Annotated in this window: 15 protein-coding genes; 7 read left to right on the forward strand and 8 right to left on the reverse strand. The window is 60.4% G+C overall.

Annotation, left to right across the window (positions count from 1 at the left end):
• Positions 1-2: 2 nt before the first annotated feature.
• A complete protein-coding gene (locus tag AC3WMT_RS17410; RefSeq protein ID WP_103305910.1) occupies positions 3-1,082 on the reverse strand; it encodes a hypothetical protein in 1,080 nt (359 codons plus the stop codon).
• A gap of 308 nt (positions 1,083-1,390) precedes the next feature.
• Here AC3WMT_RS17410 and AC3WMT_RS17415 point away from each other — a divergent pair, with 308 nt between their 5' ends.
• Positions 1,391-1,663 carry a hypothetical protein gene (locus AC3WMT_RS17415; RefSeq protein WP_103305909.1) on the forward strand — a complete coding sequence of 91 codons (273 nt, stop codon included), beginning with the start codon at positions 1,391-1,393 and terminating at the stop codon, positions 1,661-1,663.
• A gap of 71 nt (positions 1,664-1,734) precedes the next feature.
• Here the strand turns inward: AC3WMT_RS17415 and AC3WMT_RS17420 are convergent, their stop codons facing one another.
• Together AC3WMT_RS17420 and AC3WMT_RS17425 are read right to left on the reverse strand one after the other, a co-directional pair.
• Entirely contained in the window at positions 1,735-2,715 is a 981-nt protein-coding gene (locus tag AC3WMT_RS17420; RefSeq protein ID WP_256583576.1) for a hypothetical protein, read from the reverse strand.
• 194 nt (positions 2,716-2,909) lie between these two features.
• Positions 2,910-3,116 (reverse strand): hypothetical protein, encoded by a 207-nt coding sequence (locus tag AC3WMT_RS17425; RefSeq protein ID WP_103305907.1) that lies wholly within the window; start codon positions 3,114-3,116, stop codon positions 2,910-2,912.
• Positions 3,117-3,359: 243 nt separating this feature from the next.
• Between AC3WMT_RS17425 and AC3WMT_RS17430 the strand changes: the two genes are divergently transcribed.
• The 4 genes from AC3WMT_RS17430 (at position 3,360) to paoC (ending at position 9,237) form a co-directional block, all read left to right on the forward strand.
• Positions 3,360-5,114, forward strand: coding sequence for an L-lactate permease (locus AC3WMT_RS17430; RefSeq protein WP_103305906.1), 1,755 nt, complete (start codon positions 3,360-3,362; stop codon positions 5,112-5,114).
• 306 nt (positions 5,115-5,420) lie between these two features.
• Positions 5,421-6,095, forward strand: coding sequence for an aldehyde dehydrogenase iron-sulfur subunit PaoA (gene paoA, locus AC3WMT_RS17435; RefSeq protein WP_103305905.1), 675 nt, complete (start codon positions 5,421-5,423; stop codon positions 6,093-6,095).
• On the forward strand, positions 6,092-7,045 hold the full coding sequence (locus AC3WMT_RS17440) for an FAD binding domain-containing protein (protein ID WP_103305904.1): 954 nt from the start codon (positions 6,092-6,094) through the stop codon (positions 7,043-7,045). Before paoA ends, AC3WMT_RS17440 begins: the two co-directional genes overlap by 4 nt.
• Positions 7,042-9,237, forward strand: a complete 2,196-nt coding sequence (paoC, locus tag AC3WMT_RS17445) for an aldehyde oxidoreductase molybdenum-binding subunit PaoC (RefSeq protein ID WP_103305903.1) — start codon at positions 7,042-7,044, stop codon at positions 9,235-9,237. Before AC3WMT_RS17440 ends, paoC begins: the two co-directional genes overlap by 4 nt.
• A gap of 213 nt (positions 9,238-9,450) precedes the next feature.
• Here the strand turns inward: paoC and AC3WMT_RS17450 are convergent, their stop codons facing one another.
• Complete coding sequence (locus tag AC3WMT_RS17450) at positions 9,451-9,927, reverse strand: (R)-mandelonitrile lyase (protein ID WP_103305902.1); 477 nt, start codon at positions 9,925-9,927, stop codon at positions 9,451-9,453.
• 128 nt (positions 9,928-10,055) lie between these two features.
• Between AC3WMT_RS17450 and AC3WMT_RS17455 the strand changes: the two genes are divergently transcribed.
• Entirely contained in the window at positions 10,056-10,949 is an 894-nt protein-coding gene (locus tag AC3WMT_RS17455; RefSeq protein WP_103305901.1) for a LysR family transcriptional regulator, read from the forward strand.
• A gap of 6 nt (positions 10,950-10,955) precedes the next feature.
• Here AC3WMT_RS17455 and AC3WMT_RS17460 read toward each other — a convergent pair whose 3' ends face one another.
• Complete coding sequence (locus AC3WMT_RS17460) at positions 10,956-11,900, reverse strand: aldo/keto reductase (protein WP_177431444.1); 945 nt, start codon at positions 11,898-11,900, stop codon at positions 10,956-10,958.
• 112 nt (positions 11,901-12,012) lie between these two features.
• Here AC3WMT_RS17460 and AC3WMT_RS17465 point away from each other — a divergent pair, with 112 nt between their 5' ends.
• Entirely contained in the window at positions 12,013-12,783 is a 771-nt protein-coding gene (locus AC3WMT_RS17465; RefSeq protein ID WP_103305899.1) for an alpha/beta hydrolase, read from the forward strand.
• A 78-nt stretch (positions 12,784-12,861) separates the two neighbouring features.
• Here AC3WMT_RS17465 and AC3WMT_RS17470 read toward each other — a convergent pair whose 3' ends face one another.
• The 3 genes from AC3WMT_RS17470 to AC3WMT_RS17480 all read right to left on the reverse strand — a co-directional run bounded on the left by AC3WMT_RS17470 (position 12,862) and on the right by AC3WMT_RS17480 (position 16,844).
• Positions 12,862-13,818, reverse strand: coding sequence for a DHH family phosphoesterase (locus AC3WMT_RS17470; protein ID WP_103305933.1), 957 nt, complete (start codon positions 13,816-13,818; stop codon positions 12,862-12,864).
• Positions 13,819-13,918: 100 nt separating this feature from the next.
• Complete coding sequence (locus AC3WMT_RS17475) at positions 13,919-15,202, reverse strand: Zn-dependent hydrolase (protein ID WP_103305898.1); 1,284 nt, start codon at positions 15,200-15,202, stop codon at positions 13,919-13,921.
• Positions 15,203-15,359: 157 nt separating this feature from the next.
• Positions 15,360-16,844 carry an NCS1 family nucleobase:cation symporter-1 gene (locus tag AC3WMT_RS17480; protein WP_103305932.1) on the reverse strand — a complete coding sequence of 495 codons (1,485 nt, stop codon included), beginning with the start codon at positions 16,842-16,844 and terminating at the stop codon, positions 15,360-15,362.
• Between the last annotated feature and the right edge of the window lie 469 nt (positions 16,845-17,313).

Consider the following 17,313-nt stretch of genomic DNA (forward strand, 5'->3'; position numbering starts at 1 on the left):
GACTATTTTCCTTGTACGGTGGGTTCGTTCTGTTGAATGGTCGATTGCGGCGGCTGCCATTCGACACGATTCACGCCCAACCCGACCGACGGCTCCTCGCCCCCACCCAGATTGCGCTCGACCTGCCCGGCCATGTGCAACGTGCCGGCCATGACGCCGGTGGTCGGGTTCTGCACCAGTTTCAGCCAGGCCTTGTCAAAGGTGTTGCCCAGGCTGCTGCGGATCAGCGCCTCGCTGTCAGGCCGGTCGTTGGCCTGGAGGATCGCCCGGATCCCCATCACTCCCACCGAGATCATCGCCCCAGCCAGTTTGCCGGCCGCTGCTGCGACGGCGCTGGCGGCGCCACGCGGGGCCATTTCCGCTTCCATGCGCTGGCTGGCGCGTTTGGCCACGGGTGCCATACCGGCGTCGGTCGAGGCAATGCCCTTGGCGCCGCCGTCGGTGTGAATCTTGTCGATCAGCGCCGCGTAGGCCGGCAGCGTGTTCAACGGTTCGGTGCTGATGACCTTGTACAACGAGGCGTCGCGAGCAGGCGGCGGGCCAAGTGCGATCGCCGGTATCTTCTGCAAACGCCCGTTGAGCTGAGCGACAGGCACACCGTAACGCTGGGCGATGAGCGGCATCTGTTGCGCCATCAGTTGCGCATAGAACGCTGTGGCCTGCCCCAGAATGGCGTCCGGATCGATCTCCACCGCCACCGGCGCAAGGACCCTTTCCTGATATTGCTCAAGCAGATACGTCGCCAGTCGCTTGGCCGATGCGTCCTGCTCGCCGCCGGCACTGATCGTGTACCAACTGACCTTCATCGACAGCCATTCCTGGGTCCAATAGCTGCTGAACCACGGGATGAAATTTTCTTCAGTTTGCTGATAGACGCGAGTGCGCCAATGTTCCATCGAGCCACGGGCGAACAGCTTGACCTGCTCGGTGGCCTGTTGCGAAGCACTGACGATCTCGCGGTCGACTTGCTGCCAGGTCGCGGGTGACACAACCACTGCCGGCGCGGGTGCAGGGGCCCGCACCGAAGAGGCGCAGCCGGCCAGCAGAAACAGTGCGGCAAGGGCCAGCGCACGCAGGGTCACGGTGGCGGTTTCCTTCAAATCAGGAGATAGGCAGATTTGAGTATAGGTGGATCAGTAGAGCCTGATGGTGGAGGTGCTGGCCCTATCGCTGGCAAGCCAGCTCCCACAGTGATCTCCAGCGAACTTGGATTTTGTGAGCACCCGCGATTCCCGTGGGAGCTGGCTTGCCGGCGATGGGGCCAGCAAACCCACCACCGAATTCCCAACCATCAATGCCGTCGATATTCACCATCGCGACGATTGCCTTCCGCCCGCCGTCCGGCGAAGGCACGATTGCCCCATCCGAGACACAACGAGGAGTTCACATCATGATTCACACCATCGCACTCTCCGTGAGTTTCCCGGTGTTCGGCAGCAACTACTACGAACAACACGTCGTCAACCGCAAGGCGCAGACGCTGGTGTTCAACGAAGATTTCGAAGATCTGCTGATGCCCGCCGCGACCAATCATTTCAGCAATGAAGTGGTTGGCATCAACGATCAGTTCCGCTTTCTGAGCGACATTCTCGCCACCCATTTGCTGGACATCGAGGCCTCCGTGCCTGCGCGATCCAGCGTCCAGGCGAGCGCTCACTTTTAATTGCAACACGCACAAAAAAGCCCACTGGCCGTTTCGGCGCAGTGGGCTTTTTTACAACGCAGTAACGCTGCTCAACGTGTCCAGCAATCGCGATAACGCGAGCACACGTCGTACTGCGCTTCCAATCTAGCCATGCGGTCGAGATGGCGTCTGCTGGCTTCGGCCATCTCCTCTTTGGCCGACTGATAGTAAAACTGGATCATGGCCGTCTCCATCTCCGTCGGCGCCACGTTGCCGCGCTTACCGGAAGTACCGTCAACGGCGGACCATGCCTTCAACTGCTGGTCGTCGATACTGCGCAAACGCTTGCGGTACTCATCGCTGGTACGTGCCATCGCCTCGCTGGCAATGGCATCGCTTTCATGGGTGAACTCGAACAGATTCTGGCGATAAAGCGTCCAATACTCATCCGGCAATTCGAAGCGGATTTTGCCCTTGCGCTCGCTGACCATCGAATCGATTTTGTCCGGGGAAAAGCTCGTCGACGTCGGCGTTTTCAGATCAGATTTGATCGCCACGAAAAGACTCGCCTCGACGATGCGATCGATCATGGCGGTGCGCTCCGGCGTATCCGGCAACTGCACCAGTGTTTTCGGAAAGATCCCACGCCCGGCACATGCCTCCAGTCCCTCTCGTTTCATTGGAATGGGCGTGCGCAGGTCCTTGCCGTCAATACGCTGCACCTGCTGCAACAATGTCGAGCATTGCCGGCCCTTGACGCTGAGGGTCAATTCGTACTCTGAACCACGCTCAGGTTTGAAGTTGAAACCGTATCCGCAAACGGCATAACCCACTTGGGTGTTGACACTCAGGTACAGGTCTTTTTCAGGCGGCAGTTTGATTTCCAGATAGCCCCTGGCCTTTTCCGGTGGGGCGACCATCATGCCGGCCCGGCGGTTGCTGTCGGGGATGAACAGATTGTTGAGCAGGCCCGTCGTCAGACCATCGCAATGCTCTGCATCGTAGTAGTCCATCGTTGCGTTATCGGTATTGGCGACAAAACGCAGCTTGGCGGCATTGCTGTCGGTAGCATCCTGATAAGTGCCCGTCACAGAGCATCCCGAAAGCAAGAGCCCCGACAGCGCTGCGCAGATTACAGCGGGCGAGCAGCGCAACAGAGGAGAGACAGACATGATCATCCTTGGGTGAGAAAGGCAAAAAGACGGCGATGCTACTGAATCGCCATCATCGAGTCCATCCCCTCATGTCTGCGTAACTCTTTTCATGCCCGACGCGCAGAACTCAGTCATTCATCATCGCGATCACGGTAGTAGCGACGCCCGTCGCGGCGGTCGTCATCGCGGTCATCCCAGCGTCGGTCATGGTCGTAATTGCGCCCATGATCGCGGTCGTAATGCCGGCCGTGGCGGTGGTCATCATCAAAATCCGCCACACAGCCACCGAGCATTACGGCGGCGGTCACGGTCAGCAACATCGTTGTAGCGCGCTTCATTCAACACTTCCCTAAAACCAAGGTCTTGACGACGGAACGGCCAACGCTGCCTGCTCCTTCAGGACGCAGTGCGCGCAGCCGCCCATACGACCGGGCAAAAACACTTTGATTCAGTGGCCAGCAATGACCGTTTATCGCCTCAATCACCCTGTCCGAACGGCGGCGTAATGCCACCTATACTGCTTCTTGACGATACCCACGCAACGGACCTGCGCCCTCAAGAATAAAAAGCAGAGGTGCACCATGGTCTGGCAGCAAATCTATGATCCGTTCGGCAACCCGGTGATCTCCACGCTCATGGCCGCCGTGCCGGTGGTGGTGATGCTCGCGGCGCTGGCCTTCTTCCACGTCAAGGCGCATCTGGCCGCCCTGCTCGCCCTCGCTTCGGCGCTGCTGATTTCGATTTTCGCCTTCGGCATGCCGGCGAGCATGGCCGGTTCTGCGGCGCTGTTCGGCGCAGCCAACGGCTTGTTGCCGATTGGCTGGATCGTGCTCAACATCATCTTCCTGCATCGCCTGACCACCGAGAACGGTTCGTTCAAGGTGCTGCAGGATTCACTGGCGCGGATCACTGACGATCGACGTTTGCAGTTGCTGTTGATCGCCTTCTGCTTCGGGGCGTTTTTCGAAGGCGCGGCGGGCTTCGGCACGCCGGTAGCGGTGACCGGGGCGATTCTGATCGGTCTCGGTTTTTCACCGTTGGCCGCGTCCGGTCTGGCCTTGATCGCCAACACCGCGCCAGTGGCCTTCGGTGCGCTCGGTACGCCGATCATCACCCTGGCCAAAGTCACCGGACTGGATGAGATGGAACTGTCGATGATGGTCGGTCGGCAACTGCCGTTCTTTTCCGTGCTGGTGCCGTTCTGGTTGATCTGGGCGTTCGCCGGGTGGCGCAAGATGCTGGAGATCTGGCCGGCGATTCTGGTGGCCGGGGTCAGCTTCGCCGTGCCGCAATTCCTCGTGTCGAACTTCCACGGACCAATGCTGGTGGACGTGATCGCCGCGCTTATTTCCATGGCGTGCCTGACGCTGTTCTTGAAGGTGTGGAAACCGGCGACGATTCATACCTCGGCGGCGCTGTCAGGGCGAGTCGACAACTCGAAAGTCGAGGAAGAAAAAGTCACCGCCAGCGCCGCGTTCAGCGATCAGGCGCGCCCGGCGGTGATGCGCGCGTGGATGCCGTGGATCATCCTCACCGTGTTTGTGTTTGCCTGGGGCACCCAGGGCTTCAAGAACATGTTCGACGTGCGCCCGGCAATCGATCCGGTCACGCATTCGGCGAAACTCGATCCGCAAGGCAAACCGGTCAACGAGGCCAACCCGATTTTCGCTCCGGCCGTGACCTTCACCACGCTGCACCTGCAAATCGAGAAAGTCCCGCCAGTGGTACCCGCGCCGAAAGCCGAGGAAGCGGTGTACAAATTCACCTGGTTCACCGCCACCGGCAGCGGGATTTTGCTCGCGGCGGTCGTCGGCGGTCTGCTGATGGGCTACTCGATTCCGCAACTGTTCAAGCAGTACCTGCGCACGCTGTGGGTGGTGCGCTTTTCGCTGATTACCATTGCGGCGATGCTGGCGCTGGGGTTCCTCACGCGTTACTCGGGACTCGACGCAACCATGGGCCTGGCGTTTGCGGCGACGGGGATTTTCTATCCGATGTTCGGCACCTTGCTCGGGTGGCTGGGCGTGGCGTTGACGGGCTCGGATACCGCTTCGAACGTGCTGTTTGGCGGGCTGCAACGGGTGACGTCGGAGCAGCTCGGGATCAGTCCGATCCTGATGGCGGCGGCGAACAGTTCGGGCGGGGTAATGGGCAAGATGGTCGATGCGCAATCGATAGTGGTGGCCTCCACGGCGACGCGTTGGTACGGGCATGAAGGCGAGATTTTGCGCTATGTGTTCTTTCACTCGATTGTGCTGGCGATTCTGGTTGGCGGGTTGGTGACGTTGCAGGCGTATGTGGCGCCGTTTACCCATATGGTGGTTGGCGGGCATTGAGGCTGGATGATCTGGCCTCATCGCTGGCAATCCAGCTCCCACAGGTTTCTATGTTGTGAATCAAATTGTGTTTACGGCATAAGTCCCTGTGGGAGCTGGCTTGCCAGCGATGAGGCCCTGTCATTCAACACCTATATTGGCTGACACCCCGCCATCGCGAGCAGGCGAAGACCTACATTGAATCTGTGTCGGCCAGACCATTGATGAGCTGTGCGCATAACTCTATAGCGTAAATCCGCAAAAACCTTTTGCTCTCCCCGGCGGTCATTCCTAGAACGAGACTGGCAAGCATGCCGGCGTGCCCCCATGGGCCATTCGCAACCCTGCCGCCTGATTGAGAGAAAAAGGAATCGAACCATGCCGATTTCCCGACGCAAATTTCTGATCCTCGGCGCCGTGACCGCAACCGCGTTTGCGATGCCCCCCTTTATCAGCCTCAAGGCCTACGCCGCCAATCTGGAGCAACCGGCCATGAACAAAGTGACGATTCAAATCAATGGCAAACCCCGCGCCCTTGAGGTCGACAACCGCACCACCCTGCTCGACGCCCTGCGTGAACACCTGCACCTGACCGGCAGCAAAAAAGGCTGCGACCACGGCCAGTGCGGCGCGTGCACGGTGATCGCCGATGGTCGACGGATCAATTCCTGCCTGACCCTGGCGGTCATGCACGAAGGCTCAGAGATCACCACCATCGAAGGCCTCGGCATGCCGGAAAACCTGCACCCGATGCAAGCCGCGTTCATCAAACACGACGGCTATCAGTGCGGCTATTGCACGCCGGGGCAGATTTGCTCGGCGGTGGCGGTCATCAAGGAAATCCGCGACGGTATTCCCAGCCATGTCAGTCCCAGCCTGACCGAGCAACCACAACTGATCGCATCAGAATTCCAGGAACGCATGAGCGGCAATATCTGCCGTTGCGGCGCCTACTCGAACATCATCGAGGCGATAACCGAAGTCGCGGAGGTGCCGGCATGAGACCGTTCAATTACAGCCGCGCCGACTCCCCCGCCGCCGCGGCACAAGCGGCGCAGATCGAAGGCGCGAAATTCATCGCCGGCGGCACCAACCTGCTCGATCTGATGAAGCTCGACATCGAAACTCCGCTGCACCTTATCGACGTCAATCACCTCGGCCTGGATCAGATCGAAGCCACGCCCGAGGGCGGTCTGCGCATCGGTGCGCTGGTGCGCAACACTGATCTGGCTGCCGACGCCCGCGTGCGCAAGGACTACGCGCTGCTGTCGCGCGCTCTGCTCGCCGGCGCTTCGGGACAGTTGCGCAACATGGCGACCACCGCGGGCAACCTGCTGCAACGCACGCGCTGCCCGTATTTCTACGACACTAATCAGGCCTGCAACAAGCGCAATCCCGGCAGTGGCTGTGCGGCGATTGGCGGGGTCAGTCGGCAGTTGGGAATCATCGGCGTCAGCGCGGCGTGCATCGCCACGCACCCGAGCGACATGGCGATTGCGATGCGCGCCCTCGATGCGCAGATTGAAACGGTCAAACCCGACGGCAGCACGCGCCGCATTGCCATGGCGGATTTCCATCAGTTGCCCGGCGACACACCGAACATTGAAACCAGCCTGACCGTTGGCGAGTTCATCACCGCTGTAACGTTGCCTGCGCCTGTCGGCGGCACCCACGTTTACCACAAGGTACGTGATCGTTCGTCCTACGCGTTTGCGCTGGTGTCGGTTGGCCTGATCCTGCAAAAGGACGGCAGCGGCCGCATCGCCGTCGGCGGCATTGCGCCGAAACCGTGGCGCGTCGAAGCGGCTGAAGCGCTTCTGCCAAAGGGTGCGAAAGCCGTCAGCGACCGATTGCTCGAAGGCGCCACGCCAACCGACGACAACCAATTCAAACTGACCCTGGTCGAGCGCACGCTCGGCTCGGTGTTGGCGCAAGCGAGGGATGAAGCATGAAATTCGACACGCCCGCCGCCACCAATCCGATTGATCAATTGAAGGTCATCGGCAAGCCCACCGACCGTATCGAAGGCAAACTGAAAACTTGCGGCCAGGCGCCGTACGCCTACGAGCAACATGAGGCGGTGGCAAATCAGGCCTACGGTTTCATGGTCGGCTCGGCCATCGCCAAGGGCCGCATTACCAACATCGATCTGGAAGCAGCCAAAGCCGCGCCCGGTGTTCTGGCGATCGTTACCGCCGCCAACGCCGGCAAACTCGGCAAGGGCAAATACAACTCGGCGCACCTGCTGGCCGGCCCTGAGGTGCAGCATTATCACCAGGCTGTCGCGCTGGTGGTCGCCGAGACTTTCGAGCAGGCCCGCGCCGCTGCGCAGTTGGTAAAAGTCGATTATGTCGCGGCCAAAGGCGAGTTCGATCTGGCCAGCGTGCGCGATCAAGGCGTTGAACCGAAAGACGAACTGCCAGACGTAAAACACGGCGATTTTGCCGCCGCTTTTACCGCCGCGCCTGTGCAGTTCGACCAGACCTACACCACCCCGGATCAGTCCCACGCGATGATGGAGCCGCACGCAACATTGGCCGCCTGGAAAGGCGATCAGCTGACCTTGTGGACGTCCAACCAGATGATCGCCTGGAGCGTCGGCGACATCGCCACTACCCTTGGCTTGCCCGAGGAAAAAGTCCGCTTGATCTCGCCGTACATTGGCGGCGGTTTTGGCGGCAAGCTGTTTATTCGCGCCGACGCGATACTCGCCGCCCTCGGCGCGCGCATGGCGAGCAGACCGGTGAAAGTCGCCCTCGCCCGCCCACAGATCCCCAACAACACCACCCACCGTCCAGCGACTATCCAGCGCATCCGTATGGGGGCGACGGCGGACGGCAAACTCACCGCCATCGCTCACGAAGGCTGGTCGGGCAACCTTGAGGACGGCAAAGTCGAGGTCGCGGCGCAACCGAGTCAGTTGCTCTACGCCGCACAAAATCGTTTGGTCAGCATGCGTCTGGCGCCGCTCGATCTGCCCGAAGGCAACGCCATGCGTGCACCGGGAGAAACACCGGGGTTGATGGCGCTGGAAATCGCCATGGATGAAATGGCCGAGCAGCTCAAACTCGATCCGATCCAGTTCCGCATCCTCAATGACACTCAGGTCGACCCGGTGAAAACCGAGCGGCCATTCTCCCAGCGGCGTTTGATCGAATGCCTGCAAACCGGTGCCGATAAATTCGGCTGGGACCAGCGCAACGCCACGCCCGGCAGCCGCCGCGAGGGTCGCTGGCTGATCGGCATGGGCGTCGGTGCAGCAATCCGTAATAACCTGCTGGTGGAGTCCGGCGCACGGGTCCGACTGGAGCGCGACGGCAAGGTCACGGTGGAAACCGACATGACCGACATCGGCACCGGCAGTTACACGATCATCGCGCAGACCGCTGCCGAGATGATGGGCGTGGGTATCGACGATGTCGTGGTGCGGTTGGGCGATTCGAACTTCCCCGTGTCAGCGGGCTCCGGTGGCCAGTTCGGCGCCAACTGCTCGACGGCCGGGGTCTATGCCGCGTGCGTAAAACTGCGTGAAGCGGTCGCGGCAAAACTGGGCATGAATGGCGAAGTCGAGTTTACTGACGGTCAGGTGCGAGCCGGCGGCAAAACCTTGCCGCTGCGCAATGCGGCGCAGAACGGCGTTGTTGAAGCAGAGGACAGCATTGAGTTCGCCGACCTTGCCAAGCAGTATCAGCAGTCGACGTTTGGTGCGCACTTTGTTGAAGTCGCGGTGGATGCGGCGACTGGCGAAGTTCGCGTGCGGCGCATGCTCGCCGTGTGTTCTGCCGGACGGATTCTTAACCCGAAAGCCGCGCGCAGTCAGGTGATCGGGGCGATGACCATGGGAGTTGGCGCGGCGTTGATGGAGGAATTGGCGGTCGACAAGAAGCTTGGCTTTTTCGTCAACCACGATCTGGCTGGGTATGAGGTGCCGGTGCACGCCGACATTCCGCATCAGGAGGTGATTTTTCTTGATGAGACCGATCCGATTTCTTCGCCGATGAAGGCCAAGGGTGTAGGTGAGTTGGGGATTTGCGGGGTGAGTGCGGCGGTGGCGAATGCGATCTACAACGCGACCGGGGCACGGGTGCGGGAGTATCCGATTACCCTGGACAAGATTCTCTCGTCGTTGCCGGAAATGATCTGAAGCGCTGAAAAGCCCCTCACCCTAACCCTCTCCCAAAGGGAGAGGGGACCGATTGGGGGATGCTTCAGAACTACGCCGACCTGAAAGAGCATTGCCGAATCCATAATCGACGCTGCTCTTTCAGGTCGATGTATAGCGCAAGACACCTCCGTCGGCTCCCTCTCCCACCGGGCGGTCCGACGTTTCGGGAGGGCTGGGGTGAGGGAAATGGGCTCACTCGGTGCGCGGATACTGCGCTTCGCTCACCTGCTCCATCCACTCCACCACATTGCCATCCAGCACTTCGGCAATAGCGATGTGCGTCATCGCCGTGGTTGGTGCCGCGCCATGCCAATGCTTGGCACCGGGCGCGATCCACACCGTGTCGCCAGGACGAATCTGCCGAACAGGTTGCCCCCACTCCTGCACAAAACCTGAACCAGCAGTAACGATCAGCGTCTGACCCAACGGATGGGTGTGCCACGCCGTCCTTGCTCCGGGCTCGAATGTCACCGTGGCGCCGCTGACTCGCGCGTCATCGCTGCCTTTGAATGGCGCATCAATCCGCACGGCGCCGGCAAACCAGTCAGCCGGCCCTTTAGCCGATGGTTGTGATCCATTGGGCGTTACCCTCACCCGTGGATGTTCATTGGCCTGAACATCCGCAGCCAACAACGAAAGAGTCAAAGCAGATGCAGTAATCGGATTCATGACCAGCCCTCCAGAATTTCGACAAACCCCTGCGGCACTGCCAACACGGGACATGCGTTCACTTTATCGGGCTGTACTCTTTAGATAATCGACTAGAATTCGAAAAAACTTATGCAGGACACTCATCAATGCTTCGTGAAAACGCCACTGACCTGCTCGCCTTTCTCGCCGTGGCACGTGAGCGCAGTTTCACCAAGGCTGCGGCCAAACTCGGCGTCTCGCAATCGGCGCTCAGTCATACCATTCGCGCCCTTGAAGCGCGATTGGGCCTGCGCCTGCTGACCCGCACCACCCGTAGCGTCTCCCCCACCGAGGCTGGTGAACACCTTTTGCAAACTGTTGGCCCGCGCTTTGAAGAGATCGAGGTAGAACTCGCTGCTCTGAGTAATCTGCGCGAAACCCCGGCCGGCAAGATCCGTATCAACGCCACCGACCATTCGCTGGACTGGCTGCTGCGCCCGGTGCTCAAGAAGTTTTTGCCGCGCTACCCGGATATCGCCGTCGAAGTCTGCTGCGATTACGGTTTCGTCGACATCGCCGGGCAAGGTTTCGACGCGGGCGTGCGCCTGGGCGAGGACGTGGCGCAAGGCATGATCGCGACGCGCATCGGCCCGGACATGCGCATGGCGGTGGTCGGGTCGCCCGCGTATTTCGCCAGCCGCTCAGTGCCGCAAACGCCACGCGCGCTCACCGAACACGCCTGCAACAATTTGCGCCTGCCCACTAACGGCGGGCTCTATACCTGGGAATTCGAAAAAGATGGCGAGAGCCTCAAGGTGCGGGTTTCCGGACAAGTCACGCTGAACGGCGTCTACCCGCTGCTTGATGCGGCCCTGGACGGTTTCGGCCTGAGCTATATCCCGGAAAACATCGTCGCGCCGTACCTGGCCGATGGCCGCTTGCTGCAAGTGCTCGAAGACTGGTGCCCGACCTTCGCCGGTTATCACCTTTACTACCCGAGCCGACGCCAGGCGGCACCGGCGTTTGCCTTGTTGCTGGAGGCGCTGCGCTATCGCGAGTGATTCGGCCTACCCCACCAGCGCAATCAACTGATGGCGCTGCGCATCGGTGAGCATCGGCCCGAATCCCGCCCTGACGTTATCAGCCATGTAGCGTGGATTGCCGGTGCCGGGAATCACGCAAGTCACCGCCGGGTGCGCCAGCAGAAACTTCAGCGCCAGTTGCGGCCAACTGTTGACCTGCACGTCCGACACCCACGCCGGCAGCGGTTTGCCCTTGAGCCGGGCGAGCAAGCCACCGCCGCCAAATGGCCGATTGCAGATCACTGCCACGCCGCGCTCGCGGCACAGCGGCAGAATGCGCTTTTCCACGCCCCGGTCGTCGAGGGCGTAGTTGATTTGCAGAAAATCCAGCGGCTCGGCCTGCAACACCGCTTCGACTTCGTCATAGGCCGAAGGCGTGTAGTGGGTGATGCCGATGTAGCGAATGCGCCCCTGCGCTTTCCATTCACGCAGGGTTGGCAGATGAGTTTGCCAGTCCAGCAGATTGTGGATCTGCATCAGATCGATGCATTCGGTGCGCAGCAGGCTGAACGACTGCTCCATCTGCGCAATACCCTCCTCACGTCCCCGCGTCCACACCTTGGTCGCCAGAAACGCTGGCGAGCGCGGCTGATGGATCGACAACAGTTCGCCCGTGGTCGCTTCAGCGCGGCCGTACATGGGCGAGCTGTCGACAACCGTGCCGCCCTTGGCGAACAGTTCGTCGAGCACCGCCGGCAGTTGCTTGTAGGCCGGATCGCCGGGGCCGACGTCGAAACCGCGATAGGTGCCCAGCCCGACCATGGGCAGCGGCTCGGAGCTGGATGGGATGACGCGGGTCTGCATGGCTTGGCCTCCGGGAACGGCGGGCGATGTGGCAGTGGCCAACGCCCGATCAAAGGTGAAGACCGCCGAAACCCCGGCAGCCAGCGTGAGCAATCGGCGACGGGAGTAACCCTCAGTGTGGCTCATGCTGGTTCCCCTGCTGCGTGGATCTGTTGCACGTTGTGTGCGAAGGCGGCCGGATCGAACCGCTGGACTACACTGCGACAGCGAACCCCCACACCCCGTTAAAAGTAGCCGAATGTCCCGAACCCTGATGTCACTCGTCGTTTTGATCATCGCCGTGTACCTGGTGCTGTGCGCGGCGCTGTTCTTTTTTCAGCGCTCGCTAATCTGGTTTCCCCAGCCCAACGCCGGCAACAGTGCCGACTCACAACTGACCCTGTCGATGCCGGACGCGCAGGTTTCGGTGATCACCCGCGAGCGTGTCGGACCGCGGGCGCTGATCTATTTCGGTGGAAATGCGGAGGACGTGTCGCGCAACCTGCCGGAATTTACCGAGGCATTTCCCGATCACGCGCTGTACCTGCTGAATTATCGCGGCTTCGGTGGCAGCGGCGGCTCACCGTCCGAAGAGGCGATTGCCGAGGATGCGCTGGCGCTGTTCGATCAGGTGTATGCCAGCCATCCGCAGGTCGCCGTAATCGGGCGCAGCCTGGGCTCGGGGGTCGCCGTGCGTCTGGCCAGTCAGCGACCGGTGCAGCAGCTGATTCTGGTGACGCCGTACAACAGCCTTGAAGAAATCGCCGCGCGGCAATATCCGTGGGTGCCGGTGAAGTGGTTGCTCAAGGATCGCTTCGAGTCAGGCAAGTACGCCGCGCATCTTCGCGTGCCGACGCTGTTGCTGGCAGCGAGTGATGACGAGGTGATTCCCCGGGCCAGTACGCAGCGGTTACTGGCCAATTTTCCCAAGGGCGTGGCGGTGCTCAAGGTCGTGCCGGATTCGGGGCATAACTCGATTTCCGAGCGGGCGGAGTATTTGCAGTGGATGGGGGAAGTTTTGAATCGCTGACAGTTGATTGCCTGGGATTTTTTCCTGGCTGGATGGGCCTCATCGCTGGCAAGCCAGCTCCCACAGGATCGGGGTCGTTCACGACATTTTTGTGCCGCACGGAACCTTGTGGGAGCCGGGTTTGTTAGTCCGGTCGAGATCAATCCTTAGCAACTCCTTGCGCAGCATGGAGGGCTTCAGGATTGCTATTCCAGCCTGCCAGTCGAGCGGCAAGAGATTATTCAGTTTGTCTTGGCTGACGCTGGATTGAGCCAGCAGAGCGCTTTTACCGTCGCGGATGCCGATTACATTCAGCAACCAGTCTTCGCCCTGCCCGGCCATCCAGCCATTGATCGTCGAAAGGTGCTTTTGTAATAAGGCATCGGCATCCCATACCGTCATTTGCGCGAAGACGTGCGGCAGATTGCTTTCGGGTTTCATCCATTTCAAATCGGCCGCCAACGCGGCCGCGAGGTCTGCTTCGATGCTGGCCTGGCACTCAAGGAAGTACGTTTGTGGCCAGCTCACGTGCAGTTTTCCCAGAGGCGCGAGTTCGGCGTAGGCCTCGATATCGGCTGCCGTGGTCATCTGCCCGGTGAAATTCAGCGTGTTATCCAGAATCGCCGTGGCCAGTAACGCGGCGCTTTGCTCGCTGATCTGCGGCAACAGACCTGCCGCCTGCCAGCGCTGGAAAACCTGAGTGGCGGCAGCGCCGATCGGGCGGATATCGGCGGCCGATCCCAGTTTTTCCGACCAGTAATGCTCGTAACCCGGGTGATGGTCAATGACTTCCACCACCTGATCGAGCATCACGATCGGGTCAAAATGGTGATAGTCGGAAACGTCGACCAGGATGAATTGGTCGTTCGTTTTCGGGGTGTAGTCGCTCAGACCGTTGCCCCAGGCGAGCACGGTTCTCGAGACGCTGGCGTTGGGTTGTGTGCTGCTGACGGCGCGAGCAGGAATGCCTTGCAGGTTGAGCAGTTCGGCGTAGGCGATGCAGCAGGCGTAGGCGTCGATATCCAGATAGGCCGCGCCGGAGGTGATGATTTTCATGGGCGGCAACATCGCACGAAATCATGACGTTTGGGTGACAGGAAAAGATCGCAGCCGCGTTGCACTCGACAGCGCCTGCAGGGCTGCGATCTCCTGTTTTTTATGCCGCAGCTTTACCGCCCGCGACCATCGCCGAAGCCGCCAACATTGCGCGCAACAACACCGCGCACCCCGCCGCCAGATCATCCGGCGCCGCATTTTCGATTTCGTTGTGGCTGATGCCGCCCTCGCACGGCACAAAAATCATCCCGGCAGGCCCAAGCTCCGCGAGGAAGATCGCGTCGTGCCCGGCGCCGCTGACGATGTCCATGTGCGACAGGCCCAGACCTTTGGCAGCGCCACGTACTGCTTCCACGCAGCCCTTTTCGAAGTACAGCGGAGGAAAATCGGCTGTCGGGGTCAGCTCATAAGTGAGGCCATGTTCTTCGCACGTGGCGTCGATGACTTGCTTCACCTCAGCGATCATCGAGTCCAGGCGTGCCGGTTCCAGATGGCGGAAATCGAGGGTCATGCGCACCTCGCCGGGGATGACGTTGCGCGAGCCGGGATAGGCTTGCAGGCAACCCACGGTGCCGCAGGCATGGGGTTGATGGCCGAGGGCGGCGCGGTTGACAGCGCCGACGATCACCGAGGCGCCGACCAGCGCATCCTTACGCAGGTGCATCGGCGTCGGGCCAGCATGCGCCTCGACACCGCGCAGCTTCAGGTCGAACCACTTCTGCCCCAGCGCACCGAGGACCACGCCGATGGTTTTCTGTTCGTCTTCGAGGATCGGGCCTTGTTCGATGTGTGCCTCGAAATAGGCGCCGACCTTGTGGCCGCTGACTTTGCGCGGGCCGGCATAGCCGATGGCGTTGAGCGCTTCGCCGACGGTGACACCTTCGGCATCGACTTTGGCGAGGGTTTCTTCAAGGGTGAATTTCTCGGCGAACACGCCGGAGCCCATCATGCACGGAGCGAAGCGCGAACCTTCTTCGTTGGTCCAGACCACCACCTCCAGTGGCGCTTCGGTTTCCACGCCGAGGTCGTTGAGGGTGCGCAGGACTTCGACGCCGGCGAGCACGCCGAAGCAACCGTCGAACTTGCCGCCGGTGGGTTGGGTGTCGATGTGGCTACCGGTCATCACCGGCGGCAGGTTCGGATTGCGGCCCGGGCGGCGGGCGAAGATGTTGCCGACTTCATCGACCGTGACGCTGCATCCGGCGTCCTCGCACCATTGCACGAACAGGTCGCGGGCCTGGCGATCGAGGTCAGTCAGGGCCAGGCGACAGACCCCGCCCTTGCTCGTGGCGCCGAGTTTGGCCAGTTCCATAAGCGAGGCCCAGAGGCGGTCGCGGTTGATGTGCTGATGGGTGGATTGCAGAACGTCTACGGCTGCGTTCATGGGGATCTCCTCAGGCTGCTTTTCTTATGGATGTTGCTGTGGTGCTTGTGAGACAGCCATCGCTGGCAAGCCAGCTCCCACAGGGGAATGCGCTCCATATTTGAATTTGGAATGCGGTCCACTGTGGGAGCTGGCTTGCCAGCGATGAGGCCCTCAACTACACCGCTGATTTCACGACCGAAGGCTGCGCCCGCATCACGCACAACCCGTAATAAATCACCCCGCCCAGCGCCGAACCGGTAAACCAGCCGTAGCTGTAAAACCAGCTGAACGCATCGCTGCCCAGCGACAACAAGGTCAACACCACCGGCACACCGAACGCGACGAACCCGGCCCAGTTCCACGCCGGATACACGTCGTCGCGATACAACCCGGCCAGGTCCAGTTGCTGTTTCTTGATCAGGAAATAGTCCACCACCATGATTCCGGCGATCGGCCCGAGCAGGCTCGAATAGCCCAGCAGCCAGTTGGAATACACGGTCTCCAGGCTGACATCGGAAACGATCAGCCCAAGTTTTTTCAGCAACTCATGGCCCATCAGCAACAGCCCGACAAAACCGGTGAGCAACACCGCTTTGGTGCGATTGATGACCTTGGGCGCAATGTTCTGGAAGTCGTTGGTCGGCGAGACAATGTTGGCGGCGGTATTGGTCGACAGCGTGGCGATGATGATCAACGCCATCGCCACCGCAACCCACACCGGGCTCTGGATATGGCCGATCAGGCTGACCGGATCAGACACCGTGACACCGACCAGTTTCACCGACGCCGCCGTCATGATCACGCCGAGGGAGGCGAACAGAAACATGGTCAACGGCAAGCCGAAAATCTGCCCGAGAATCTGATCCTTCTGGCTCTTGGCGTAGCGACTGAAGTCGGGAATGTTCAGCGACAACGTGGCCCAGAAGCCGACCATCGCCGTCAGCCCGGCAGCAAAGTAACTGACCACACTCGCGCCTTCCGGACGTTTCGGCGGGATTGCCAGCAGCTCGGTCATCGACACATTGGGCATCGCCCACACCAGCAGGCCGATCCCGACCGCCACCAGTAGCGGCGCCGATAAGGTTTCCAGCCACTTGATCGACTCGGCACCGCGAATCACCACCCACAGGTTCAGCGCCCAGAAAATCATGAAGCCGATCACCTCCCCGGTCCCGCCGAGGGATTTCCAGCCGTCGAAAATCGAGCCGAGAAACAGGTGAATGGCCAAGCCGCCGAACATCGTCTGAATACCGAACCAGCCGCACGCTACCAGCGCGCGAATCAGGCACGGCACGTTGGAACCGAGAATCCCGAACGAGGAGCGCAGCAACACCGGAAACGGGATGCCGTACTTGGTGCCGGGAAACGCGTTGAGCGTGAGCGGTATCAACACGATGATATTGGCGAACAGAATGGCCAACAGCGCTTCGCCAACAGTCAGGCCGAAGTACGCAGTGAGCACACCGCCGAGGGTATAGGTCGGCACGCAGATCGACATGCCGACCCACAGCGCGGTGATGTGCCATTTGTTCCAGGTTCGTTCGCGCACCTTGGTCGGTGCCATGTCGTGGTTGTAACGGGGACTGTCGAGGACGTCGCTGCCGGCTTCGAGTTCGAACAAGCCGTCGCGCTCGGTCACTTGCGATCTGTTCTGTTGCATGGCCGCTCCACTGTTCTTCTGATTATTTTTTTGCTCATCAGGCGGCTGCACACGCAGGTGCGAGCCGGACGATGGCCGGAGGAACTGACAACTTTCATGCACCGGCCACGGTGTCAGCGGCGGCATCAATAAACGTGCCGGGTGCCCCGCTTACGCATCGGGCGGTGTTTCAAACGCTTTGCAACTTTCTGATATTCATCAGTTTTAATTATTCACCGGATGAGTTCGCGCAAACTTGTCCGGGTGCTCAGGCTAAACACTTGGCAAGTTGTCCGAACAGACAGGACTCAATCTGGTGCACTGCATTTATTTTCATTGTGAACGAGCAACCGCAGCTCAACTTCAAGCGGCTGATTTCACATAGGAAATCTTGCTCATATTTCCAACCTGTCAAGTGCGTCAAAATGGTGAACAGCCTCACCATTTTGGTGATTTTGTATTTTTATCCTTATTTTTCAGTAGCTTAAAA

Source organism: Pseudomonas sp. FW305-7 (genome assembly GCF_058786735.1).